The organism is Cognatishimia maritima (assembly GCF_900129685.1).
Taxonomy (GTDB): domain Bacteria; phylum Pseudomonadota; class Alphaproteobacteria; order Rhodobacterales; family Rhodobacteraceae; genus Cognatishimia; species Cognatishimia maritima.
Genome location: NZ_FQWM01000004.1, coordinates 74,689 through 98,660, shown reverse-complemented (window position 1 = coordinate 98,660; position 23,972 = coordinate 74,689). Strand labels below are relative to the sequence as shown.

At 56.7% G+C, this 23,972-nt stretch carries 24 protein-coding genes and 1 tRNA gene; 9 read left to right on the top strand and 16 right to left on the bottom strand.

Annotated features, from left to right (window positions below):
• The first annotated feature begins 27 nt into the window (after positions 1–27).
• The 3 genes from pyrC to BUA39_RS10340 all read left to right on the top strand — a co-directional run bounded on the left by pyrC (position 28) and on the right by BUA39_RS10340 (position 2,578).
• Positions 28–1,305, top strand: a complete 1,278-nt coding sequence (pyrC, locus tag BUA39_RS10350) for a dihydroorotase (protein ID WP_072793138.1) — start codon at positions 28–30, stop codon at positions 1,303–1,305.
• Positions 1,305–1,910, top strand: a complete 606-nt coding sequence (plsY, locus tag BUA39_RS10345) for a glycerol-3-phosphate 1-O-acyltransferase PlsY (RefSeq protein WP_072793137.1) — start codon at positions 1,305–1,307, stop codon at positions 1,908–1,910. The genes pyrC and plsY overlap by 1 nt, the downstream gene beginning before the upstream one ends.
• A 191-nt stretch (positions 1,911–2,101) precedes the next feature.
• Positions 2,102–2,578 (top strand): YHS domain-containing (seleno)protein, encoded by a 477-nt coding sequence (locus BUA39_RS10340; RefSeq protein ID WP_072793136.1) that lies wholly within the window; start codon positions 2,102–2,104, stop codon positions 2,576–2,578.
• Between the two features lie 80 nt (positions 2,579–2,658).
• Here the strand turns inward: BUA39_RS10340 and BUA39_RS10335 are convergent, their stop codons facing one another.
• From BUA39_RS10335 to BUA39_RS10325, 3 genes are all read right to left on the bottom strand, one after another.
• Positions 2,659–4,029, bottom strand: a complete 1,371-nt coding sequence (locus BUA39_RS10335; RefSeq protein WP_072793135.1) for a glutamate--cysteine ligase — start codon at positions 4,027–4,029, stop codon at positions 2,659–2,661.
• A gap of 74 nt (positions 4,030–4,103) precedes the next feature.
• Complete coding sequence (locus BUA39_RS10330; protein WP_072793134.1) at positions 4,104–4,613, bottom strand: hypothetical protein; 510 nt, start codon at positions 4,611–4,613, stop codon at positions 4,104–4,106.
• Positions 4,614–4,625: 12 nt separating this feature from the next.
• Positions 4,626–5,348, bottom strand: a complete 723-nt coding sequence (locus tag BUA39_RS10325; RefSeq protein WP_072793133.1) for a 16S rRNA (uracil(1498)-N(3))-methyltransferase — start codon at positions 5,346–5,348, stop codon at positions 4,626–4,628.
• A gap of 12 nt (positions 5,349–5,360) precedes the next feature.
• On the opposite strand from BUA39_RS10325, the gene ubiA reads away from it, so the two are divergent.
• Genes ubiA through BUA39_RS10310 form a run of 3 tightly spaced genes read left to right on the top strand, consistent with a single transcriptional unit; the run spans position 5,361 to position 8,675 of the window.
• Entirely contained in the window at positions 5,361–6,326 is a 966-nt protein-coding gene (gene ubiA, locus BUA39_RS10320; RefSeq protein WP_072793132.1) for a 4-hydroxybenzoate octaprenyltransferase, read from the top strand.
• A 59-nt stretch (positions 6,327–6,385) separates the two neighbouring features.
• Positions 6,386–8,359 carry an OmpA family protein gene (locus tag BUA39_RS10315; protein ID WP_072793131.1) on the top strand — a complete coding sequence of 658 codons (1,974 nt, stop codon included), beginning with the start codon at positions 6,386–6,388 and terminating at the stop codon, positions 8,357–8,359.
• Entirely contained in the window at positions 8,346–8,675 is a 330-nt protein-coding gene (locus tag BUA39_RS10310) for a hypothetical protein (RefSeq protein ID WP_072793130.1), read from the top strand. The genes BUA39_RS10315 and BUA39_RS10310 overlap by 14 nt, the downstream gene beginning before the upstream one ends.
• Positions 8,676–8,678: 3 nt before the next feature.
• Here BUA39_RS10310 and moaE read toward each other — a convergent pair whose 3' ends face one another.
• The 8 genes from moaE to BUA39_RS10260 all read right to left on the bottom strand — a co-directional run bounded on the left by moaE (position 8,679) and on the right by BUA39_RS10260 (position 16,353).
• Positions 8,679–9,122, bottom strand: a complete 444-nt coding sequence (gene moaE / locus BUA39_RS10305) for a molybdopterin synthase catalytic subunit MoaE (RefSeq protein WP_072793129.1) — start codon at positions 9,120–9,122, stop codon at positions 8,679–8,681.
• 2 nt (positions 9,123–9,124) lie between these two features.
• A complete protein-coding gene (moaD, locus tag BUA39_RS10300) occupies positions 9,125–9,370 on the bottom strand; it encodes a molybdopterin converting factor subunit 1 (RefSeq protein ID WP_072793128.1) in 246 nt (81 codons plus the stop codon).
• A 3-nt stretch (positions 9,371–9,373) separates the two neighbouring features.
• A complete protein-coding gene (gene pgsA / locus BUA39_RS10295) occupies positions 9,374–10,033 on the bottom strand; it encodes a CDP-diacylglycerol--glycerol-3-phosphate 3-phosphatidyltransferase (RefSeq protein ID WP_072793127.1) in 660 nt (219 codons plus the stop codon).
• A gap of 339 nt (positions 10,034–10,372) precedes the next feature.
• A complete protein-coding gene (gene uvrC / locus BUA39_RS10285) occupies positions 10,373–12,247 on the bottom strand; it encodes an excinuclease ABC subunit UvrC (protein WP_072793125.1) in 1,875 nt (624 codons plus the stop codon).
• A gap of 374 nt (positions 12,248–12,621) precedes the next feature.
• Entirely contained in the window at positions 12,622–13,584 is a 963-nt protein-coding gene (locus BUA39_RS10280; RefSeq protein WP_072793124.1) for a calcium/sodium antiporter, read from the bottom strand.
• Positions 13,585–13,759: 175 nt separating this feature from the next.
• Positions 13,760–14,557, bottom strand: coding sequence for a S49 family peptidase (locus tag BUA39_RS10270; protein ID WP_072793122.1), 798 nt, complete (start codon positions 14,555–14,557; stop codon positions 13,760–13,762).
• Between the two features lie 108 nt (positions 14,558–14,665).
• Positions 14,666–15,427 carry an ABC transporter permease gene (locus BUA39_RS10265; protein ID WP_072793121.1) on the bottom strand — a complete coding sequence of 254 codons (762 nt, stop codon included), beginning with the start codon at positions 15,425–15,427 and terminating at the stop codon, positions 14,666–14,668.
• Complete coding sequence (locus BUA39_RS10260) at positions 15,424–16,353, bottom strand: ABC transporter ATP-binding protein (protein ID WP_072793120.1); 930 nt, start codon at positions 16,351–16,353, stop codon at positions 15,424–15,426. The genes BUA39_RS10265 and BUA39_RS10260 overlap by 4 nt, the downstream gene beginning before the upstream one ends.
• A 297-nt stretch (positions 16,354–16,650) precedes the next feature.
• Here BUA39_RS10260 and BUA39_RS10255 point away from each other — a divergent pair.
• Positions 16,651–16,727 (top strand) — tRNA-Met (locus BUA39_RS10255).
• 132 nt (positions 16,728–16,859) lie between these two features.
• Here BUA39_RS10255 and hemE read toward each other — a convergent pair.
• The gene (gene hemE / locus BUA39_RS10250; RefSeq protein ID WP_072793119.1) at positions 16,860–17,894 is read right to left on the bottom strand and encodes a uroporphyrinogen decarboxylase; all 1,035 of its coding nucleotides are present in this window, start codon (positions 17,892–17,894) and stop codon (positions 16,860–16,862) included.
• 119 nt (positions 17,895–18,013) lie between these two features.
• On the opposite strand from hemE, the gene hemC reads away from it, so the two are divergent.
• The gene (hemC, locus tag BUA39_RS10245; protein WP_072793118.1) at positions 18,014–18,970 is read left to right on the top strand and encodes a hydroxymethylbilane synthase; all 957 of its coding nucleotides are present in this window, start codon (positions 18,014–18,016) and stop codon (positions 18,968–18,970) included.
• Positions 18,971–18,982: 12 nt separating this feature from the next.
• Here hemC and hemF read toward each other — a convergent pair whose 3' ends face one another.
• From hemF to clpS, 4 genes are all read right to left on the bottom strand, one after another.
• Complete coding sequence (gene hemF, locus BUA39_RS10240; protein WP_072793117.1) at positions 18,983–19,876, bottom strand: oxygen-dependent coproporphyrinogen oxidase; 894 nt, start codon at positions 19,874–19,876, stop codon at positions 18,983–18,985.
• A 10-nt stretch (positions 19,877–19,886) separates the two neighbouring features.
• Positions 19,887–20,690 carry an SDR family NAD(P)-dependent oxidoreductase gene (locus BUA39_RS10235; RefSeq protein ID WP_072793116.1) on the bottom strand — a complete coding sequence of 268 codons (804 nt, stop codon included), beginning with the start codon at positions 20,688–20,690 and terminating at the stop codon, positions 19,887–19,889.
• Positions 20,691–20,757: 67 nt separating this feature from the next.
• Positions 20,758–21,741: a class I SAM-dependent methyltransferase gene (locus BUA39_RS10230; protein WP_072793115.1), complete on the bottom strand. Its 984-nt coding sequence runs from the start codon at positions 21,739–21,741 to the stop codon at positions 20,758–20,760.
• Positions 21,742–21,772: 31 nt separating this feature from the next.
• On the bottom strand, positions 21,773–22,111 hold the full coding sequence (clpS, locus tag BUA39_RS10225; protein WP_072793114.1) for an ATP-dependent Clp protease adapter ClpS: 339 nt from the start codon (positions 22,109–22,111) through the stop codon (positions 21,773–21,775).
• A 439-nt stretch (positions 22,112–22,550) separates the two neighbouring features.
• Between clpS and BUA39_RS10220 the strand changes: the two genes are divergently transcribed.
• Complete coding sequence (locus BUA39_RS10220; protein ID WP_242648578.1) at positions 22,551–23,963, top strand: D-alanyl-D-alanine carboxypeptidase family protein; 1,413 nt, start codon at positions 22,551–22,553, stop codon at positions 23,961–23,963.
• Positions 23,964–23,972 lie beyond the last annotated feature (9 nt).

Sequence of the window (23,972 nt, the reverse complement as noted above, 5' to 3'; positions counted from 1 at the left end):
CCGTGAGACGGAGAGGATAAGACCAAAATGAGCCTTCTGTTCACCAATGCCCGTTTGATTGATCCTGAAAACCAGACCGAGGTGCTGGGTGGGCTGCTGGTTGAAGACGGCTTGATCGTCGACGCAGGCCCGGATGTCGCGGCCCCTGCACGGACCGAAGTCATCGACTGCGGCGGCAAATGCCTTGCGCCCGGCATTGTCGATATTGGCGTGAAAGTCTGCGAACCGGGTGAACGTCACAAGGAAAGCTATAAGTCTGCCGGGCTTGCGGCGGCAGCCGGTGGCGTGACCACCATGGTGACGCGCCCGGATACAACACCGGCCATCGACAACCCGGAAACATTGGAATTTGTAACTCGCCGCGCCAATGAGGCGGCGCCAGTTAACGTGATGCCCATCGCCGCGCTGACCAAAGGCCGCGACGGGCGCGAGATGACAGAGTTCGGGTTCTTGCTTGACGCGGGCGCTGTGGCCTTTTCTGACGGCGACAATGTGGTGACGGATCACAAGGTTCTGTCGCGCGCCTTCACCTATGCCCGTTCTCTGGGGGCCTTGGTCATCGGCCACCCTCAAGACCCGGGGCTTTCGAAAGGGGCCGCCGCGACATCTGGCAAATTTGCGAGCCTGCGCGGACTGCCTGCTGTGTCTCCGATGGCAGAACGCATGGGACTTGATCGCGACATCGCCTTGATCGAGATGACCGGCGTCAAATACCATGCAGATCAGATCACAACCGCCCGTGCGCTCCCGGCGTTGCAGCGCGCCAAGAAAAACGGTTTTGACATCACCGCAGGCACCTCCATCCACCACCTGACGCTAAATGAGTTGGATGTGGCGAACTACCGGACCTTCTTTAAGGTCAAACCGCCGCTGCGCAGCGAAGACGATCGGCTAGCCATCATTGAAGCCGTAAAAACCGGATTGATCGACATCATCAGTTCGATGCACACGCCCCAAGACGAAGAAAGCAAACGCCTGCCGTTTGAAGAAGCCGCCGCCGGGGCCGTGGCCTTGGAAACGCTTTTGCCCGCAGCGTTGCAACTTGTGCACGCTGGTCACCTGAGCCTTGCAGAGATCTTTCGCGCCATGGCACTGAACCCGGCAAAACGACTGGGTCTTCCCTCTGGTCGCCTGATGCCGGGCGCCCCTGCGGATCTGGTGTTGTTTGATGCGGACGCGCCCTTTGTGCTGAACCGCTACGACCTAAAATCTAAATCCAAGAACACGCCGTTTGACGGACAAAAAATGCAGGGTAAGGTGCTGGCGACTTTTGTGGCTGGCAAAGCCGTTTACCGGAGAGACTGATGCCCCCATTTGAAACCGGCCTGTTCGCCCTGATGGTCTGGGGATGTGTCGGCTATTTGTTTGGGTCGATCCCATTCGGCATCGTGATCACGCGCACCTTCGGATTGGGCGACCTGCGCAAAATTGGATCGGGTAATATCGGCACCACCAACGTCCTGCGCACCGGCTCCAAACCCGCGGCGGCGGCGACGTTGTTATTGGACGGCGGCAAAGGCGCAATTGCGGTTCTGGTCGCGCGTTGGCTGGCGGCCGAGGACGCTGCGCAATTTGCGGGCCTGATGGCCTTTCTAGGCCATTGCTTTCCGATCTGGCTCAAGTTCAAAGGCGGCAAAGGCGTCGCAACCTTCCTCGGCCTGATGCTGGCCCTTGCCTGGCCGGTAGGCATTGCGTGCTGTCTGACATGGCTGGTGACGGCTGCGATCAGCCGCATATCGTCTTTGTCCGCACTCGTTTCGGCGGCGTCGACTTCTGTTTGGCTGGTGTTATTTGGCTATCCGCAAGCGCTTGTGCTGGGGATTTTGGTGACAGCGCTGGTTTATTGGCGGCACCGCGAAAACATCGCGCGTCTGCGTGCGGGTACCGAACCGAAAATCGGCAAAAAGTAGTGGCAAGTCCATTGCAAGACCGCCGTTTTGAACACTGACTCCGCACCTGCGCACATTCAAAAACAGTTGTTTTGCAGTTGATCGCGAGGATCGCGATCTTTGGGATGTCCGACGCAATACCGTTGTGACACCGAAATTTGACCCCGCTGCAATTACGGCAAACGGGTCGCAAAACTCCGAAAGGTTAAATTATGAAATCTCTGAAATCCCTCATCGGGGGCGTTGTTCTTGCGTCTTCAATTGCTGCCTCCGCTTTCGCAGCAGGCGTTGAAGTGAACGCATCCAACACCGGTCTGGCCCTACAAGGCTATGACCCGGTGGCTTATTTCACAGAAGGTCAGGCGACACCGGGAGATTACAAAATCACCTCTGTCTACAACGACACCACTTACCGCTTTGCATCTGAAGCGCACAAAGCAACTTTCGAAGCCAACCCTGAAGCCTACCTGCCCCAATACGGCGGCTACTGCGCTTTTGGTGCGGCGATGGGTTTTAAATTTGATGGCGACCCAGAGCTTTGGAAAATCGTTGAAGGCGAGCTTTACCTGAACCTCGCACAAGACATCCAAGAGCGTTGGGAAGGCGACATTCCGGGCTACATCGAAAAAGCCGATGCGCAGTGGACAAACATCGAAGAGGCCGACCCAGCCGTGTTGCTAGCACAATAATTTTCTGACCTGATGAAAACCGAAACGGCGGCCCCGTCGGAGCCGCCGTTTTTTGTTCTGCTGGTCCCCTGACGTTTCGGTCAGTAGCTGAATTCGTCGTAGATCCGAGTGAGATCGCCATTCCAGTCGCCATGGTAGTGATCCAGCAATTCGTCTGCCGGAACCTTCCCGCTCTCTAGGCTTTCTTTCAGCGCGTTCAAGAAGTGTGTTTCGTCCGCAATCAGCCCACCTGCGCCGGGCTTTGCACGGGCTTTCAAGCCGGCATCAGAGATCGCGACAACTTCGCGCGCAAGATCATGCATCTTGATCGCGCCAACTTGGGCTTGCAGCGCCTCAACGCTGGCCCCAACGCGCAACGCCTCGCGTGTCTCGGCGTCCCAGGATTTGACAAGGTCCCATGCCGCATCAAGTGAGGATTGGTCGTACATGATCCCGGTCCAGAACGCAGGCAGCGCGCACAGGCGACGCCATGGACCACCGTCTGCCCCGCGCATCTCCATGAACTTCTTAATCCGTGCTTCCGGGAACACAGTTGTCAGATGGTCTGCCCAGTCTGACAAAGTTGGGGTCTCACCCGGCAAAGCTGGCAGTTCGCCTTTCATAAAGGCGCGGAAGGACTGGCCGAGTGCGTCGACATATTTTCCGTCGCGATAGACGAAATACATTGGCACATCCAAGGCGTAGTCGACCCAGCGTTCAAAGCCAAAGCCCTCTTCAAAGACAAACGGCAGCATACCAGTACGGTCCGCGTCCAAATCGCGCCACACGCGGGAGCGCCAGGATTTGTGGCCATTGGGTTTGCCATCAAGGAAGGGCGAGTTGGCAAAAAGCGCAGTGGCAACCGGTTGCAGCGCCAATGCAACACGCAGTTTTTGCACCATGTCAGCCTCTGACCCGAAGTCGAGGTTCACTTGCACAGTACAGGTGCGCCGCATCATCGTGCGCCCCATTGTGCCGACCTTTTGCATGTAGGCGTCCATCAGCTTGTAACGGCCTTTGGGCATCAATGGCATCTCTTCGTGCTGCCAGATCGGGGCCGCACCAAGACCGATGAATTTCACGCCAATCTTGTCGGCAATGTCTTTCACGTCACGCAGGTGGGCGTTCACTTCGTCGCAGGTTTCGTGGATCGACTGCAAAGGCGCGCCCGAAAGTTCGAGCTGCCCGCCGGGTTCGAGAGACACGTTCGCGCCGTCTTTCTCCAGCCCGATTAGCTTGTCACCTTCCATAACCGGCGCCCAGCCGTGCCCGTCGCGCAATCCTTCCAGAACCGCCAGAATCGATCGCGTGCCCTCATAGGGCAGCGGTTTTAGCGTGTCCTGACAAAAGCCGAATTTCTCATGCTCAGTCCCGATCCGCCAGTCTTCCCGCGGCTTGCAGCCTGCTTCTAGATATTCAGCAAGTTGCGCATGATTTTCGATTGGTCCGCCGCCGGACTGAGGGATAGACATGGCCTAGGCTCCAATGACGTCGCGGTGCGACCTGATCGTTGAATTTTCTGTCGTGACGGGAATCGCCCCAACTGTCAATGCAATCTGCCAACAGGTTTTGACCAGATCACGACAGGTTGAGTGGCATCGGCTTTCAGGGCAGACAGCATGTATTCTGTCCTGATGCCAGGCAAGGCTGCGAAGGCATCAAACAGTTGATCCACACCTTCGGCGTTCACAGGTATCGCAATGTCGCGTTGCCGGGGTTGCTGCAAAATCCAGACCGGGGGCGTCTGTTGCGGATCAAGCATCACCAGTGCCAGATCGTCGATGGGTGCAATGCCGCCTGACAAGGGGCCAAAGTAGCTGATCTCTCCTTCGTCGACGGTCACCACGCCCGGACCGCCCTTATCGGTGCGAAAACGTGCGCGTTGAAATCCCGAAAAGGCCAAAACGGCCCCGCCCAAAATCACCGCGACGCCGACCCATTGCAGAATGCCACTGCCACTGGCCCACCAGAGACCAATGGCAATCACGACAAGTCCGGCTAGGACGTCTCGCCATTTTAAAAGAATGCGTTGGGCATCTGGTCGGATAAAACTCATGTCTTTGCGCCTCTACCAGTCCCCAAGGGCCTGTTGCCAAATGGTCATCGCGGCGACGGCCGCTGTATCGGCCCGCAATATGCGCGGGCCAAGGGCCACGACATAGGTTTGTGAATGCGCTTTCAGGCGGTCTCTTTCAGCGGGTGAGAACCCACCTTCAGGACCAATCAGAATGGCCCACTTGTCGCCTGTCGCCTGACCTAGGGTCTTGGCGCTGCCAACTTCAGCCTCGTCGCAGAACATCAGGTTGCGGTCGGACGGCCAATCGTCCAGCAGGCGGCCCAACTTCTGCAAATCGGTGACCTCGGGCACGTAGGTGCCGCCGCACTGCTCTGCCGCTTCGACCGCATGGGCTTGCAAGCGATCTTGCCGGATGCGCTCATAATTGGTGAAATCAGTTTGGACCGGGATGATCCGGGCAGCCCCCATCTCTGTTGCTTTCTCGACGATAAAATCCGTGCGCGCCTTTTTGATCGGCGCAAAGAGTAACCAAAGGTCAGGCGGGATCTGCAGTGGTTTGGTTTGCGCGATGCACATCAGTTCTCCGCCGCGTTTACCGGCCTGAGAAACTTCGGCACGCCATTCGCCGTCTTGACCGTTAAACACCGATACGGCGGACCCCACACCTAAGCGCATCACGCCAAAAAGATAGTGCGCCTGATCGCGCTCCAGAGGAACCGATTGCCCTTCCCCCAGGGGGTGATCTACATACAGTCTGACTTTAGCATCCTTCATGGGGACTTACATATGGGCGCGACCCCGACAAAGCCAGAGCCAAGCGGACAGGTTTCTGATGCCGTTTCGGGAAATTGGGTCGACACATTGGCCCCGCCTGCGACACGCCCCTTCCTGCGGCTGTCGCGAGCCGACCGGCCGATTGGCACGTGGCTATTGTTTCTGCCATGCGCCATGGGGCTTTTTCTGGCGATCCTATTTGATGGGTCTCTCTCCTGGTTTGACCTTTGGATCTTGGTCGGCTGCGGGTTGGGGTCTTTCCTGATGCGCGGGGCGGGCTGTACCTGGAATGACATCACGGACCGCGACTTTGACGGTCAGGTCGAACGCACCAAGTCGCGCCCCATTCCCAGCGGGCAAGTCAGTGTGAAAGGGGCCGTCGTTTGGATGGGCGTTCAGGCGCTTTTGGGACTGGTGATCCTTATAACCTTTCCGCCGGTCGCGATTGTGTTGGGGATAGCGGCGCTTGGGCCGGTCTTGATCTATCCCTTCGCCAAACGGTTCACTTGGTGGCCACAAGTCTTTCTGGGCATCGCCTTCAACTGGGGGGCACTCTTTGCTTGGGCGGCCCACACCGGCAGTTTGGGCTGGCCCGCTGTCTGGCTATACTTGGCGGGCATCACTTGGACACTCTTTTATGATACGATCTATGCGCATCAAGACACCGAAGATGACGCGCTGATTGGTGTGAAATCCACCGCACGGCTCTTTGCCGAAAATACGCCGAAATGGCTACTGGTTTTCCTGATCGCCACCGTTTGCTTGATGGCCTTTGCCGTCATCAGCGCAACCATTCATCGGTCGCCATTCTCGATGGGACTGGCGCTGGCTGGGGTTTGGGCGATGGGCTGGCACCTACATTGGCAGCTACAAAACCTCGACACCGAAAGCGACGAAACGCTTGTGCGACTCTTCCGCTCCAACCGCGACGCGGGGCTGATCCCCTTGCTGTTTTTCGCCGGTGCCATGTTCGTCTGATTGCTATGAGGCGATGACTTGCGTATCAGACTGTCAACCATGACAAAAAAGATGACCCGATGCGATTGCCTTTGAACCTGACCGTGGCCTCAACCTTTGCTCTGGCCGGGATTGCCAGCCTCGCCGCTGCAAGCATGACCGCAACCGTGATCGAGGAAACCACGCAGGAAAGCGTGCAGGCCGCATTGACCGAGAAGGGGCTGGTCTGGGCGGAAACCTATGCCGAGGGGCTGAACGTTTTCCTAACCGGCACAGCCCCGACCGAAGCAGAACGGTTCCTAGCGATGTCGACTGCTGGGGGTATCGTTGATGCCGCGCGTGTGATCGACAACATGAATGTCGAAGCAATCGCTGCATTGGAACCGCCCGCCTACTCTTTGGAAATTCTACGCAACGAAGCGGGCATTTCTTTGATCGGGTTGATCCCAGAGATCAGTGACCGGGCTGATTTAATCGCGCGCCTGCAAAAGACGGCCGGGCGTGATGCTCAAGTATCTGACTTGATGGAGACCGCAGACTACAAAATCCCGTCGGGGTGGTCCCCCGCCATGCGCTTTGCGTTAGACGCACTTGAGGACCTTCCGCGATCCAAAATCTCTGTTGCGGCAAACGAAGTCAGCATCACGGCGATGACGGACAGCATCGAAGAAAAGCTGAAACTTGAACGTCAGTTTTCCCGCGAATTGCCAACTGGGCTGATCCTGAAATTGGATCTGTCGGCACCGCGCCCGGTGATCACGCCATTCACGCTGCGTGCAATCCTCGACGAGGGTACATTGCGGTTTGATGCCTGTTCGGCGGACACGAACGAAGCGAAAGACACAATCCTGTCTGCTGCGGCTGAAATTGGCTTGAAAGACGGTCAGGACTGCCGGATCGGTCTCGGCGTTCCGTCGCCGCAATGGGCCGCAGCGTCAGTAGCGGCGCTGAATGCGCTGCAGGAACTTGGCGGCGGGTCGGTGACATTGACCGACGCCGATATCTCGCTTGTTGTGCCGGCTGGCACCGACTCAGCGCTGTTTGACCGGGTCGTTTCCAAAACAGAAAAGGCCCTCCCAGAGCTATTCGCGCTGCAAGCGACCCTTCCGGTCTTGGACGAAAACGGAGAGGTCGAAAAGGCGGAGTTCATCGCAACACTTAGCCCTGAAGGGCTGATGCAAATGCGTGGCAAACTCGGCAATAGCCTTAGCCAAACCACCATCGAAAGCTATGCGCAGGCCCGTTTTGGCAGCGAAAACGTCTATGACGCGGTGCGCCTTTCCGAACATGTGCCAGCAAGCTGGCCCATTCGCGTCATGGCAGGTCTTGATGCGCTGTCAAAACTGAACAATGGCTCTGTGACCGTGACACCGGATCACGTCGACGTCACTGGCAAAACAGGGTCGCAATCTGCGAGTGCCGAAATCAGCCAAGTGTTGTCCGGCAGACTTGGCGGTGGTCAGCAATTCTCGATTGATGTGGCCTATGAGGAAACGCTTGACCCGCTGGCCTCTATCCCAACGCCAGAGGAATGCATCGCCAAACTTGAACGCGTGCAGTCATCGGTCAAAATTTCATTCGAACCGGGGTCTGGCACATTGGACGCAAACGCGGCCCCAATTCTGGACGCCATGGCGATCATCTTGGAGGAATGCGGCGAGTTGCCGTTGGAAATTCAGGGTCACACCGACAGCCAAGGCCGGGAATCCATGAACCTTGCCCTCAGCCAGAACCGCGCGCAATCGGTGCTGGCGGCACTGCGGGATCGGCGCATTCTAACAGGCAGCTTTGTTGCGAAGGGCTTTGGCGAAGCCAACCCAATCGCGGACAATGGCACCGAAGAAGGCCGCGAAGCGAACCGCCGGATCGAGTTTGTTTTGATCACTCAAGACGAGGAAGCACCTGTTGATGACGAGGATGTAAGCCTTGATGGCTCAGAGGATACCGCGACAGAGGGTCAAGAAACCCTTGAAAACAGCGGCGATCCGGTTGATGAAGGCGCCCTAGACGAAGAATCCGCTACGCAGGAGACGGGCGCAGATGACCAGAACTGAATTTATCATCGCAACAGCGATCGTTCTGTTCATTGCCTTTTGCATGGGCTGGTTCGCGAACTGGCTGGTGCACCGCTTTTCGCGTGTCGCGCAGGCTGATGTCGATCAGCTGGAACGCATGGCGCAGGAACTGCACGAAGCCGAGGAAACGCGCGATCAAGCGATCACCTATCTGCAACAGCGCGAAGCGGAACTGACGAACCAGATCAACCAGACCGAGGCCGAATTGGCCGCCGCGATGGAAGGGCTGCGGGACGCCCGTCAGGAAGTGGAAGAATTGCGGGACTATGTCGCGCGTGGGAATAAAGCGAGCTAAGCCTTACCAGCGAGACAAGGCGTCCTCATCGCTGTCCTTAGCAGCGACCCACTCTGCGCCATCTGCCGTCATTTCTTTCTTCCAGAACGGCGCGCGTGATTTCAGGTAGTCCATCAGGTATTCCGCTGCTTCAAACGCATGCAGGCGATGCTTTGACGCCGTGGCGACCATCATAATCATCTCACCTGGCACCATGTCGCCGTGCCGATGGATGATCAGCAGGTCCGTCAGGTCCCAGCGTTCCTGCGCCTGATCCGCGATTTTCTGCAATGCCTTTTCGGTCATGCCCGGATAATGCTCGATCCGCATACACTTAAGCGTGCCATCTGCATTGTTACGCACGATACCGGTAAAGGTCACGACTGCGCCAGCGGCGTCTTGTGCCTTGGCAAATCGCTCTGTCTCGGCACCCAGATCAAAAGCTGCGTCTTGTACCTGAATGCGCATGCTCAGCCTCCGGTCATCGGCGGGAAGAAGGCGACCTCAGTAACCCCATTCAGGGAGGCGTCAAAATCTGAAAGCTCTTGGTCAAGGGCCACACGCAAAGCGCTTAGATCTGAAAACGCCACGGCATACCGTTCTTCCCGAGCGCGCAGTTCTTCTACCAGTTCCATCACGGTCTTGGCGTTTGTCGACAGCTTTTCTTTTGGAAGCCCGATCCGCTCTCGCACCCATGCGAAATAGACAACATTCATGGATCAATCCCTCAGGAAGGGGGTGGCTTTGCGGAAGTAATCGACCCCAGTGATCAGGGTTAGCACCGCAGCGATCCAGAGCAACAGCCAGCCACCCTGGCTGGTGACAATGGCACCGTGGTACATATTGCGCAGACCAAGTTCATCCTGCAGCGCACCACTGAGCACCTGCCCCACCATCTCTGGGTCCATGCCCCATGACCACATGCCAAAGTAATGTTCAAAGATGCCGTGCAGCAGCAAAACGGCAATGGCCACCATCTGCGATGCAGTTTTCCATTTCGCCAGTTTGGTAACTTTCAGCGTGCCCGCTGTATCGCCCAAAAATTCGCGCAGACCAGACACAAAGACCTCTCGGAACAGGATGATCGACGCAGGCAGCATCAGCACGAACGAAAGCGAGGAAAACCCAACGATGACCATCAAAGCGATCACAACCATCGCTTTATCGGCAATGGGATCAAGCATGGTGCCCAGCTTACTAACCTGGCCCCATTTGCGCGCTAAGTAACCGTCAAGGTAGTCGGTCACCGACGCAAAGACAAAAAGCCCAAGCGCGCAGAAATCTGCAAAGGGGCGCGGTAAGGTCAGGAACATGACCGCTATCAGCGGCGCGGCCAGCAGCCGCAATACGGTCAGAATGTTTGGGATCGTCCAAGTCATGCGCCATTCCTAGCCTGACTCGGTGCGTTAGGAAAGCGGGCAATTTGGTGCGCCCCGACGTTGTTCACCTTCCATCGCACAAGCAATATGACCCGGGCATTGGGTATGCCCGGGTCATCTTACGAAGCAATTTCATCCCCGAAATTCTTTCTAGGGTTCACGGCGCTCGTGGGACGGCACTTTGACCGGGATGCGTTCTGGTCTGATGCCTTGTGCGCCTACGAACCATTTGGCTTCGTTACGATTATTCTATCTGGTCAAAAAATGAACCGCGCGCGCGGCGAGGGATAGGATTCGCAAAATGCGGATAGGACGCTATCCTTTGGTATAGGCACAGATTTAGCGACCCTCATGGAAAAAATCATAAATGACTTCCGCTAATGCGTCAGAGATTCCCTCGACGGCTTTCAGATCGACGAGGTTCGCGCGGCTGACCGCCTTGGCACTTCCGAAATGGGCAAGCAACGCGCGTTTGCGAGTTGCTCCGACACCGGGCACATCGTCCAAAGGCGTCGCGCCGACTGCTTTGGCGCGTTTGGCGCGATGGGTTCCGATGGCAAATCGGTGCGCCTCATCGCGCAGGCGCTGGATGAAATAGAGAACCGGATCATTGCGCCGCAACGCAAAGGCCCGCTGACCAACGCGATGGAATTCTTCTTTGCCGTGATCCCGGTCCACCCCCTTAGCAATCCCGACCATCGGGATATCCGCGACGCCCCATTCCTGCATGATCTCATCCACGGCAGAGACCTGCCCGGCCCCGCCGTCGATCAGAAGCAGATCTGGCCACAACCCTTTGGAGCGATCCGGATCTTCTTTCAGCAGGCGTTTGAACCTGCGCGACAGGACTTCTTTCATCATGCCAAAGTCATCGCCCGGGGTGAGGTCATCGCCCTTGATGTTGAATTTACGGTAGCTGTTTTTCATAAAGCCATCCGGCCCTGCGACGATCATGCCGCCCACAGCATTCGTGCCTTGGATGTGGGAGTTGTCGTAAACCTCGATCCGTTGAGGCGGAGCCTCTAGGTCAAATGCCTCCGCCACGCCTCGCAAAAGCTTTGCCTGCGTCGCGGTTTCGCTCATCTTCCGTGCCAAAGACTCCTTCGCGTTGCGCACGGCCCCTGCGATCAACTCTGCTTTCTCGCCGCGCTGAGGTACACGTATCTCAACCTTGCGGCCCGACTTCCCTGCCAGAGCCTCTGACATCAGGTCTGGGTTTTCCAGTGAATGCGACAAGATCAACTGACGCGGTGGTTCTTTTGTGGCGTAGAACTGGCCGATGAAGGCCTCAAGCACTTCGGCTGCCTCGATCTCTGCGCCAACACGTGGGTAGTAGTCTTTGTTGCCCCAGTTCTGGTTGGCGCGGATAAAAAACACTTGAACGCAGGCTTGGCCGTTCTCCAGATGCAGCGCGATCACATCCGCTTCGCGCACGCCGCGCGGGTTAATGCCTTGCGCCGATTGGACCTGTGTCAGAGCGCGAATGCGGTCACGCAGAACTGCAGCCTGTTCAAACGCCATGGCCTCGCTGGCGGTTTGCATTTGGGCGGCAAGGCTTTCTTGTATTTCGGTCGACCGCCCCTGCAAATAGCGTTCGGCATCCGCAACTGAGCTTGCGTAGTCTTCCGCGCTGATTTTGCCAACGCAGGGCGCCGTGCACCGTTTGATCTGATATTGCAAACAGGGGCGCGTGCGGCTTTCAAACATGGCATCTGAACAATCGCGCAGCATAAAGACCTTTTGCAGCTGGTTCAGCGTCCGGTTCACAGCCCCGGCACTCGCGAAAGGACCATAATAGTTGCCCTTTTCTTTCTTAGCGCCGCGATGCTTTTTGATCTGCGGAAATTCGTGTGCCTTGCTGACCAGAATATTGGGAAAGCTTTTATCATCCCGCAGCAGCACGTTGTACTTCGGCTTCAACTGCTTGATCAGGTTCTGTTCCAGCAACAAAGCTTCGGTCTCTGTCTTGGTGGTCAGAAACATCATGGCGCAGGTTTCGCTGATCATCCGGGCGATACGCCCGGTGTGCCCTGCGGGACGGGCATAGTTCGATACCCGTGCGCGCAGGTTGCGTGCCTTGCCCACATAAAGAACCCGCGCCTGCGCATCCAACATGCGGTAAACGCCCGGCGATCCATCCAGCGTTTTCAGATAGGCGGCGATACAGGCATGGCCTGTCAGTGCTTTGGTCGATTCGGGGTCTGTGTCAGTCATGGGCTATCACGTATGATTCTTTTTCCTGCCTGCAATCTCGGGCGGCGTTCCGCAAGAGAAAACATGTCCACGGAATCTGTGGATAACTCTGCAGATAACTTTCAGAGAGCCAAGAATTTCCCTTATTTTTAAACTCCAACTATGAACTGCCTAAAAATTAGGCGTATAATTAAGGCATTGAAAACAAACGAAAACTTTTTATACCTGCCGCAAAATACTGATATCATTACAGTTTTTGTAACGAGTCTGTGACAGCAACGTTACCAGTGCACAACTAAGACGACGATCGGCGAAGGGTAAACTCTGCTGCCTATTATTGGCGGTGGAACGAAACCCGGTTGCGCGCCCGAGAATCAAGCCACAAAAGCTGCCTATCAAGCAAGAACTGCCAAAATGTAGACCACATATAATGCTGTCAGCAGCACACCCCATCGACGTGTGATGTCCGCTTTGAACCAAACAAACGGCAAGATCAAAAGGCTCGCGCCGGCCATAACCCACAGGTCGAATTCGATAAATTCAGGGTCGACTGGAATCGGGCCGATGAAGCTGGCGATCCCAATGATCGCAAGCAGGTTGAACATGTTGGACCCGATCACGTTGCCAAGCGCAACGTCAGCTTGTCGCCTGAGCGCTGCCATGACAGTCGTCGCGAGCTCAGGCAAGCTTGTACCGACTGCCACCAGCGTCAGCCCGATAACCGCCTCTCCAACGTCAAAACGCCGCGCAATATCAATCGCGCTGTCCACCAAGAGGTCCGCTCCAAAAGGTAGGCCGATCAGTCCCAGCGCCAAAAAGACGCCAATCCGCCACCAAGGCATTTCAGGGTCTGCGCCTTCAAGATCATCAAGGTCAGCCCCATCTGCGCAGGCGACCTTGCCGTCTTTCCTGTGTTTCAGCGTCGCACGCAGTGCATCCCCAAGGACAAAGGCAAGCGCCGCGAGCAGGATCAAGCCGCTGACCCATGTGAAAATACCGGTCAACGCAAGCACGATAAACAAGGCTGTCGCTGCCAACATGAACACGTAGTTTCTGCGCGTGTCGCAGGTGCTGGTGTGCAGGCGCGATAATATGGCAGGCAAGCCCAACACCAGCAGAATATTGGCCGTGTTCGAGCCGATGACGTTGCCCAACGCAATACCGGGCGCGCCGTCATCAATCGCGCTGATCGCAATCAGGAGTTCAGGCGCAGATGTCCCAAAGGCAACGATGGTCAAGCTGACGATCATCGCGGGAATACCGACCCGCAGGCTGAGGTTTACAGCCCCCCGCACAAGCGCATCACCGGCCAGCAACAGAATGATCAGCCCCAAGGCAGCTGTAATCCATACTAGCATCGCGTCTTAGCCCTTTTTGCCGCGACAGGAGCAGGGCCCCTTGCCAAGTTTAAAGCGCCCGCAAGAGGGGCATCTGCGTGCATCCAACTGTTTCTTCCCCGGCAAAGTCAGCTTGCCGAACATGGCCATGACAGCCATCGCAACCAGAAACAGAAGGACAATCTTTGTCAGCAAGTCAAAGTCCAAAGCGCGCGTATTCTGCGCGCTCCTCTATCCCAGACAGGGCATCTTGTGCAACCTGCGCACCGAACCTCTGCCAGACGGGACGGCGTATGTCATAGCGTCGGAAGCGAACGTCTTTGCCAAATCTCTCTTTCAAAGTCGGCACCAGATGACCCAATCCATCGGCCAGCCCCTGTTCGACGGCAGCCTGACCCACCCAGATTTCGCCGGTAAAGAGGTCATCGCTTTCCACAAGCTTATCACCGCGACGCGCTTTGACGTGGCTGATGAAATTCTCGTGAATTTGACCGAGTAGGCGTTTCAGCCGTTCTACATCCTCGGTTTTTTCGGGACGGAACGGATCAAGCATGGATTTTGATTTGCCAGCGGTGTGGACCCGGCGTTCCAATCCATGGCGCGACAGAAAATCATGCGCACCAAAGCCTGCCGATATCACGCCGATGGAGCCGACAATCGACGAAGCGTCGAGATAAACTTCATCTGCCGCCGCTGCCAGCCAATAGCCACCAGAGGCTGCCACATCCTCGACAAAAGCAAAGACCGGGACCTCGGTTTCTTCGGCCAACCGCCGAATACGCGCGCCAATAAGGGCGCTTTGCACCGGGGACCCGCCCGGCGAATTTAAGACCAGAGCCACGGCGCTGGGTTTGCCGCGTCGAAATGCTTTTTCGATCAATGGGGCCATGACCTGATCGTTCAGGCTGCCGCGCGATCCAGAGGCGATAACGCCTGATAATCGCAGCACGGCCACGGTGGGCGGATTTTTGATGAAGGGTATCCAGCGTCTCATGACTCGCATGTAGAACGCCGATGCCCCCCAAACAAGGAGGGCACGCCGACAAAGCCGTGATCTGATGTATATCCGTCAAAAATTGGGCAAGGTCAGCCTGCCACGCCCTTAACTGCGGATGCGCCAGCCGGTTTTAAAGATCCACCATACCGCGACCAGACAGATGCCGGTAAACCCAGCAATGGCCAAAAGACTTAGTCCAACTGGCACGTCCGCCAATCCAAAAAAGGCCCAGCGGAAGCCAGAGATCAGGTAGACCACCGGATTGAACAGCGTCACCGTCTGCCAAACTGGGGGCAACATCGAAATCGAATAGAACGAGCCGCCAAGGAATACCAATGGCGTCAACACCAGCAGCGGTATCAATTGAAGCTGCTCAAAGCTTTTGGCCCAGATCCCGATGATGAAGCCGAATAGGGCAAAGCTTGTGCAGGTTAGCACCATAAAGGCCAGCATCGCGATGGGGTGCTGGATATTCAGGTCCACAAAAAGCCCAGCAGTCGCAAGGATCACCAAGCCGATAAAGAGCGACTTGGTTGCGGCAGCACCTACATAGCCGACGACGATTTCCAAAAAATTGATTGGCGCGGCCAATAGCTCATAGATCGTGCCGATGAATTTCGGGAAGTAGATGCCAAAGGACGCGTTCGATATGCCCTGTGTCATAATCGACAGCATAATCAGACCAGGAACGATGAAGGCGCCATAGCTGACCCCATCAACTTCCTGGATGCGGCTGCCAATGGCCGACCCAAACACCACGAAATAGAGAGCAGTTGAAATCACAGGCGAGATAAAGCTCTGCGTCAGCGTGCGGAAAAAGCGCGCCATCTCGAAAATGTAGATGGCTTTGACGGCGGTCAGGTTCATGCCTGCCCCTCCTCAACAAGTGTCACAAAAATATCTTCGAGGCTGTTTTGCGCAGTCTGTAGGTCTTTCAGAACCAAGCCCGCCGCCGACAGATCGCCCAACAATTGGGTGATCCCTGTTCGGTCCGCCTGCGTGTCGTAGGAATAAGTCAGCGTGCGCCCATCCTCAGACAGAACAAGCCCGTGGTCACTCAGCGCGTCAGGCACAGCAGTCACGGCATCTTGCAGTTCGACGGTCAGCTGTTTCTGTCCAAGCCGCTGCATCAAAGATGCCTTTTCCTCGATCAGCAGCAACTCACCCTTGTTGATCACACCAATACGATCCGCAATCGCCTCGGCTTCTTCGATGTAATGCGTGGTCAGGATGATGGTGACACCATCGCGTTTCAGTTCGTTCACCGTGTCCCACATGTCTTTCCGCAGCGAAACATCGACACCAGCGGTTGGCTCGTCCAAGAATAAGATGCGGGGTTCATGACTCAGCGCTTTGGCAATCAGCACCCGTCGCTTCATGCCGCCGGAAAGCTCCATGATGCGGCTGGATTTCTTTTCCCAAAGGCTCAGCTTGCGCAGAATTTTTTCAAGGTAAGCATCATCACGGCGTTTACCGTGAAGGCCACGCGAAAAACGCACGGTGTTCCAGACGGTTTCAAACGGTTCAAGGTTGACCTCTTGCGGGACAAGACCAATCAGGCGGCGCGCGGCGCGATAATCGTCTTTGACGCAGTACCCATCCACGCGGATATCGCCAGATGTGTTGGTGGTGATCCCGCATACGGTGGAGATCAACGTGGTCTTGCCCGCGCCGTTCGGCCCGAGCAGCGCAAGAATTTCGCCTTCGTGAATTGATAGCGACACGCCCTTGAGCGCCTCAAAACCGCCTTCGTAGACCTTTTTCAGATCTGTTATGTCCAAAATAGAGCGCATTATATCCTCTCTTCAATCGCGCGCAAGCTACGCCCTGCTTGCAGCGCAGCCAAGGCCGTAAAATCCTATATCTCTATGTGCAAATATGCATATGAACGCGCATAGCCCACCTTGATGACAGAAATGGGCAGCAATCTGGGTCACCGAAATTACAGCGGCGCGCAGAGAATGCGCCCTTGATTGCACACCTCCAAGAAGCCAGAGAAATTCGTACTGAGATTTTTTCTTGCGAGCGAAGAATCTCGGTTCTTTCCTCTTGACCCCCGTGAAGCCCTAAACTAAACCCCGGCCCACCGTGGCGCGGTAGCTCAGCTGGTTAGAGCGATCGACTCATAATCGATAGGTCGGGAGTTCAAGTCTCCCCCACGCCACCACTTTTCTTCTTCCCTAAAGACATGCATCGGCTTGCCGTTATTGCTGGTGTTTTCGGCTTTGAATCGCCATCAAACACGCCCTCTTGGCGTGCTCTCAGGCGTGTCGTCGTGTCGGATTTCCGATGCTCTGAATCAGCAAGACCGTACGGTATCGATCATAAGCTGTACGTTCTCGGGATCAGCGTCTGGTGTGATTCCATGCCCCAAGTTGAAGATATGCGGACCATTGCGAAGTGCTTGGACGATGCGCCGCGTTTCTGACACCAAAGCGGCGCCGCCCGTGACCATATGCGAGGATTTCAGGTTCCCCTGCACACAGCCGTCAGGTTGCACGTGTTGCGCCATCCATTCAGCGGTGACACCATCATCAAAGGCGACACAATCCGCGCCGGTTGCCTTGGCGAAGCCAACGTAGCGCTCTCCTGCGCCGCGCGGGAAGGCAATAATAGGCGTGTCGGGGTGCATTGCCTTCAGCGCAGAGATGATCCGTTTTGCAGGCTCTAGCGCATAGCGATCAAAATCTTCGCCTTTCAGCGACCCTGCCCAACTGTCGAAAAGCTTAACGATCTCAGCCCCGGCTTTGATCTGCTCAGACAGATAGGTCACGGTGCCCTCGATCAGCAGGTCGATCACCTGCTGGAACAATTCCGGGTTCTGGTCCTTCAGCGCATGCGCAGGCCCCTGATCCGGCGTGCCGCGGCCAGCGATCATATATGTGGCCACCGTCCATGGTGCGCCAGCAAAGCCAATCAAAGTTGTTTCGCGTGGAAGTTCGCGACGCAAGATGCGCACGGTTTCGTAGATCGGCGAGAGCGTGTCATGAACAGCGTCCGCCGTTTTCAATGCATCAAAGTCAGCCTGTGACTGGATGGTCGACAAACGTGGCCCTTCGCCAGTGACGAACCAAAGATCAGCGCCCAGCGCCTGCGGCAACAGCAGGATGTCGGAAAATAGGATCGATGCGTCAAACCCATAGCGGCGGATCGGCTGCAGGGTGACCTCTGCCGCGAGTTCAGAATTGTAGCAAAGCGACAGGAAATCTCCGGCCTGCGCGCGGGTTGCGCGATATTCGGGCAGATAGCGCCCTGCCTGACGCATCATCCAGATCGGAGGTGTCGGCAGTCGCTCGCCTGCAAGCGCGCGCAGGATGGTTTTTTGCTCTGCCATGATCCACCTCATTGATCAAAAATTGTCCTTGCTAGGTCACGTGCGCGCGGCAAGATGTCAAGGCTTGCAGCCCTCCATTCTGCTTGTCAGGACAATCTGGCGCGGCTAGACCTCAGCCTATGACACTCACTCTGCCGACCCCCGACGCACCTTTGAAGATTGGCACCCGCGGCTCTCCGCTGGCGCTGGCGCAGGCCTATGAAACCCGTGATCGGTTGGCAAAGGCCTTTGATTTGGCAGAGGCAGCCTTTCATATCGAGGTGATCAAAACCACCGGCGATGACCGGCAGATGATCGCGGCGGACCGACCTTTGAAAGAGATCGGGAACAAAGGTCTCTTTACCAAAGAAATCGAAGAGGCAACGCTGCGCGGGGATATCGACATCGCTGTGCATTCGACCAAAGACATGCCAACCGAACAGCCCGAAGGGCTGGTGCTTGAGACATTCCTGCCACGCGAAGACGTGCGTGACGCGTTCATTTCGACAAAATACGCGTCTATTGCTGATCTGCCTTCTGGTGCGACCGTTGGCACGTCGTCCCTGCGCCGCCGCGCACAGTTGATGCAAATTCGCCCGGACCTGAAGGTGGTTGAGTTTCGTGGCAACGTGCAGACAAGGTTGCAAAAGCTGGCAGATGGCGTTGCGGATTGTTCTTTTCTGGCCATGGCGGGACTGACCCGGTTGGGCATGGTCGACAAGGCCACCAGCGCGATTGAGATTGATGAAATGCTGCCTGCGGTCGCTCAGGGCACGATTGGCATCGAATGCCGGGCAGACGACGCGCGTTCTAAAGCTATGCTTGCGGCGATCCACCATGCGGACTCAGGTCACCGCGTGATCTGCGAACGCGCGTTCCTGCGCGCGCTAGACGGGTCTTGCGAAACGCCTATCGCGGCTTTGGCGACGATTGACGCGGGTCGCATTAAACTGCGCGGAGAAATCCTCCGCCCGGACGGGTCGCAGTGTTTGCGAACCGAAGGCGAAGCAGATGTGTCAGAGGCGGAAACGCTGGGCCGCAGCCTGGGCGAAACGCTCTTGGCCGAGGCTGGCGACGGTTTTTTTGATTTTCGCTAAAGCGCCCCGGCTCTAAACCCATTTCGCCATCGGTGGCAGGCTCATCAGAACCGCATTAGCGTCATGCCCGGTCTCAAGCCCAAATTTGGTGCCTCGGTCATAGACAAGATTGTATTCGGCATAGAGCCCACGGTGCACCAATTGGGCATCCTTTTCTGCGTCGCCGAACGCCATACTACGGCGCTTTTCAACCAACGGAACAAATGCGGGTAGGAAAGCTTTGCCGATGTCTTGCACAAAGCCGAAATCAGCCTGCCAATCGCCAGTGTTGTGGTCATCCAGAAAGATGCCACCCACACCCCGCGCGCGACCGCGATGGGGGATGTAGAAATATTCGTCAGCCCATGCCTTGAGACGAGGATAATGTTCCGTGCCATGACGGTCGCAATGTTGTTTCTGGACCGCGTGGAAATGTTGGGTGTCTTCGTCGTATTCAAGGCATGGGTTCAAATCTGACCCGCCCCCGAACCACCAACCATGTGGGGTCCAGAACATGCGCGTGTTCATGTGAACCGCAGGGCAATGCGGGTTTTGCATATGGGCCACCAGCGAAATACCCGACGCCCAAAATCGCGGGTCGTCCTTCATGCCGGGCAGCCCCTTGCGCGCGGCCATGGCACTCTGCGCCCGCTCTCCCAAGGTGCCGAAGACGGTAGAAACATTCACCCCGACTTTTTCAAACACGCGCCCGCCACGCATGACCGACATCAGCCCACCGCCCGCGTCCGATCCATCCTCAGAGGCGCGGCGCGTTTCGGTGACGTCAAAGGTTCCAGCGGGTTGGTCGGCAAAGGGCCCTTCGTTATGGCGGGCCTCAAGGTTCTCAAAGGCCGCAACGATTGTATCGCGTAGCTCTCGAAACCACGCGCTGGCGGTGGCCTTTTCTTGGTCCATTTCGGTCGTCATCTGTTGATCCTTAGTGGGCTGGTGACCTGACAGGGTCGAGCAATGTCCGCCCGCCGTCGATGGTGATGACCTGACCGGTCATAAAGGCCGAGGCGTCCGACGCAAGATAGCGCACGGTGTCTGCCAATTCCGTTGGAGGTGCAATCCGGCCCAAGGGCGTGTGGGTTTCAATGTCCGTGCGAAAATCCGGGAACTCTTTCAGGATATTCTTGAGACTTGCACTCATCACTGACCCGAAAGATACCGCGTTCACGCGAATGCGGTGCGGTGCCAGAGCCGTTGCGAGGCCGCGTGTCATCTGGTCCAAGGCCGCTGTTGCGATGGAGTATCCCATCAGATCCGGGTTCGTGCGGCAAGCCGAAATCGATGACAGGTTCACAATTGACCCCGCCATACCCTCGACCGCATCCTCGGTCGCCTGTTTGATCATGCGCTTGGCCACTGCCTGACTAAGGCGCAGAGAGGTCAGCAAGTTTTGGTTGAGCATGATGGAAATGCTGTCGTCATCAATATCCAAAGGATCGGTGCGCATCACCTGACGGCTGGCATTCACAAGGATGTCGACGCGGTCAAAACTATCAATTGTCGCCGACAGCAGGTTCGCGATGGTCAGCCGTTCACGCAGGTCGCCCGAGAAATACTCGACCTCGCTATCCTCTGGCAGATCGCCCACTTCTTTCGCGAGCTGTTTGTCGTCCATATCGACCATCATCACCTTCGCGCCCTGCTCAGCAAAGCTGCGCGAGATGGCAAGGCCGATCCCGTTCGCCGCCCCGGTCACGATTGCGGTTTTACCTGCGATAGAAAATGACATGACAGTTCCCTGTTATTCCGGCCCCATTGATTCCAGCCCCGGTGATTCCAGCCAAGGTTACGCGCAATCAGCGCCCGGTGCGAGTTGGTCGTTCTGCACAGAAAATTTTGAACCGATTGTCGCCGGTGACCTCTGTCACCTTGGCAAACAGTTCGTTCAGAGCCGCCTCATAGGGCAAGTGGCGATTGGCCACCATCCAAAGCTGCCCGTTTGGTGCCAACATGCGTGCAGCCGCAAGGATAAACGCCCGACCAAGCGAGGGGTCCGCAGCCCGGCCCGTGTGGAACGGGGGGTTCATCACCACCGCATTCATCTTTGCGCGCGGCTCCCATGTTGTGGCATCCGCCCAGTGAAAATCCGCGCGGTCGTCGGTGACATTAACACGCGCACATTCAAGCGCTGCGTGGTTCGCCTCGACCAGGTAAAGCGTTTCGACATCAGTGCGCTTTAAGATGGACTGAGACAGATACCCCCAGCCGGCCCCCAAATCGGCAACCTGACGGCCCAGCTTTGCCGGCAGGGCGGCGACAAGGGCCGCAGAAGCCGGGTCAACTCCATCAGCGGAAAATACGCCGGGGCTGGTGATGAACCCACCGTCAATCTCGGAGTGCGCCGCAACATTCCAATCTGTGAAGTCACCGCAAGAGAACCAAAACAGCTTGCCATGGGCTTTGGAAATCGCGCCCTCAACAGAGGCGCGCTTGCGGCAGTCCTTCATGATTGAGGCAACGCCGTCGGTTTTTTGCCCGTCGACCAAAACCAAGTCGCTTGCTGCAACGGCCTGCGCGATAAGCGATCGTGCTTCGATCTTCGCGCGTGGCAGGCACACGATGGCCGCGGCATAGGCTTCGCTCGCTTTCACGGACACTTCATAGCCCGCTTGGCGAAACGCGTCATATTCAGGCTTTGATCCAGTAATGATCTGCACCCGCTCGCGCGGCAGAACCGAAAGGTCCACGACGGAAGACGGTGAAAACACAGCGATCAAACCTTCGGACGGCAGTTCAAGCTGGCCGCTTTCAACGGCCAAAGACAGACGGCTGGACGACATGCTCACCTCCGATCCGCAGCAACAGCCGGGATCATTCCTTTTCCATGGTGCATTGCAACGGATGCTGGTGACGGCGTGCGAAATCCATCACTTGGGTGACCTTGGTCTCTGCAATCTCGTGACTAAAGACGCCGACCACGGCGACCCCCTTCTTATGCACGGTCAGCATGATCTCAAACGCCTGCGCATGGGTCAGACCGAAAAAGCGCTCTAGGATCAGGACGACGAATTCCATCGGCGTGTAATCGTCGTTCAAAAGCAGCACTTTATAAAGCGGCGGACGTTTGGTGCGGGCACGCGTTTTGACGGCGATGCCGACATCTCCGTCATCGTCCTTGTCTGAGGTCATGTAAAATGGCTGCGCTGCCATTGTGAATGTCTTCCCAGTGCTCCGTGTCAGCGAACTATATAGCCAGTCTCGCGCCAGAGAAAAGACCCATTCCCCTGACGATCTGCGCCCGATGCCAACTGTCCGCCTTTATGGCGCCAAAGGCACGAGCTTGTTATGTTACCTGTTTTATTAAGAACATCACAACGCGGGCCCTGTTGTTTGCGACGCCTTTTCGCGCAGCAGGCGGGTTCTTAGAGGGGCGTGACTGGCAATGATGGATGGAGTCCAGCGCCACTTTCTTGCCACAATCACTGGTTTAGTAGCACCCCTGCGCCCTCCCCCTATATGTTGAGCGGCTTAAGCGCCTGACATTTTCAAACTTATTGAATCCATGGGTTTATTTGAAATTGACCCTGTGTTAGCCTGAATGAAAAGGTCAGCTGAAAAATCAGCGGCAGAGGCAGCAAGGGCAAGAGACGTGAAGGTTCGGCAAATCAGGCCGGCCCATTTTGGGCTATTAATCCTGGCAGCAGTTTTTATCTCGCTTGTAAGCGTGCATTCCGCGAAGGCCGCGCCCTACGCAGCGATGGTGATTGATTCTCGCTCTGGCGAGGTTCTTCATTCGCGCAATGCTGATACGCGGCTGCATCCGGCCTCACTCACCAAAATGATGACGCTCTATATCGCCTTTGAGGCGGTCCAAAACGGCGAACTGTCGATGGACACTAAGGTGCGTATTTCCAAGGTGGCTGCGGCGGAACCGCCGTCCAAGCTGGGGCTGAAATCCGGGCAGCGGATCGCACTGCGTTACCTTGTGCGTGCGGCAGCTGTGAAATCTGCCAATGATGCGGCCACTGCGATTGGCGAGGCGATTTCAGGCTCCGAGGCTGCCTTTGCCCGCCGCATGAACCGCACCGCCAAAGCGCTTGGCATGACGAACACGACATTCAAAAACGCCCACGGGCTGACGGAAAGCGGCCACCTGTCTACCGCACGCGATATGACCACGTTGGGTCGGCATCTGCTTTATGACTATCCGCAGTATTACAACCTCTTTTCGCGCCAATCGACGCATGCAGGTATTCGCGAAGTCGCCAATACCAATCGCCGTTTCTTAAGCAACTATCGCGGTGCAGATGGCATCAAAACCGGTTACACACGTGCCGCAGGGTTCAACCTTGTGGCCTCCGCAGAGCGCGGCAATGAACGTATCATCGCGACGGTTTTTGGCGGTCGCTCGACGGCCACTCGAAATGCCAAGGTAGCCGAACTGCTCGACCTTGGATTCAAACGCGCCCCAAGCCGCGTGGCGCTGCGCAAGCCGACAAGACCGGCCTATGCAGGAAAGATTGGCCCATCCGGGTCCGGCGATGATCTGGCTGGGAAAACCGTTCGCACTGCAACCGCGGTGAAAAAGAGCCTCCGCCCGCTTGCCCGCCCCTCGTCCGCGGCGCCGACAGCGACCGACACAGTTGTGGCCTCTGCGCCTTCCATTGAGGACGACATCAAAGTCGCCCTGCAAGAAGCACGGTCTAACACGGCATCTATTTACCAGACCTCCGTCACCCAAACCGAAGTTGTCGCAGAGGCCGCTGCGCCTGCCATTGTTGAGGATCTAGAACCGCAGGTTGTGACCCGGCTGTCGACCTCTGGCGGTCGCCATTGGGGGATCAATGTTGGCCGCTATGGCAGCCGTTATGCGGCGGAAAAGATGCTTTTGAAAACGGCCCTTGCCGAAATGAGCACCCTGGACGGATCACTGCGCAAAGTCGTGAAATCAAGCCGAGGTTTTGACGCCAACTTCATGGGCTTGACCCGCGAAACTGCTGATCTGGCGTGTCGTCGTCTGCAGGCGCGGCAGGTGTCTTGTTTTATGATCGGCCCAAGCTAAGCGATATCG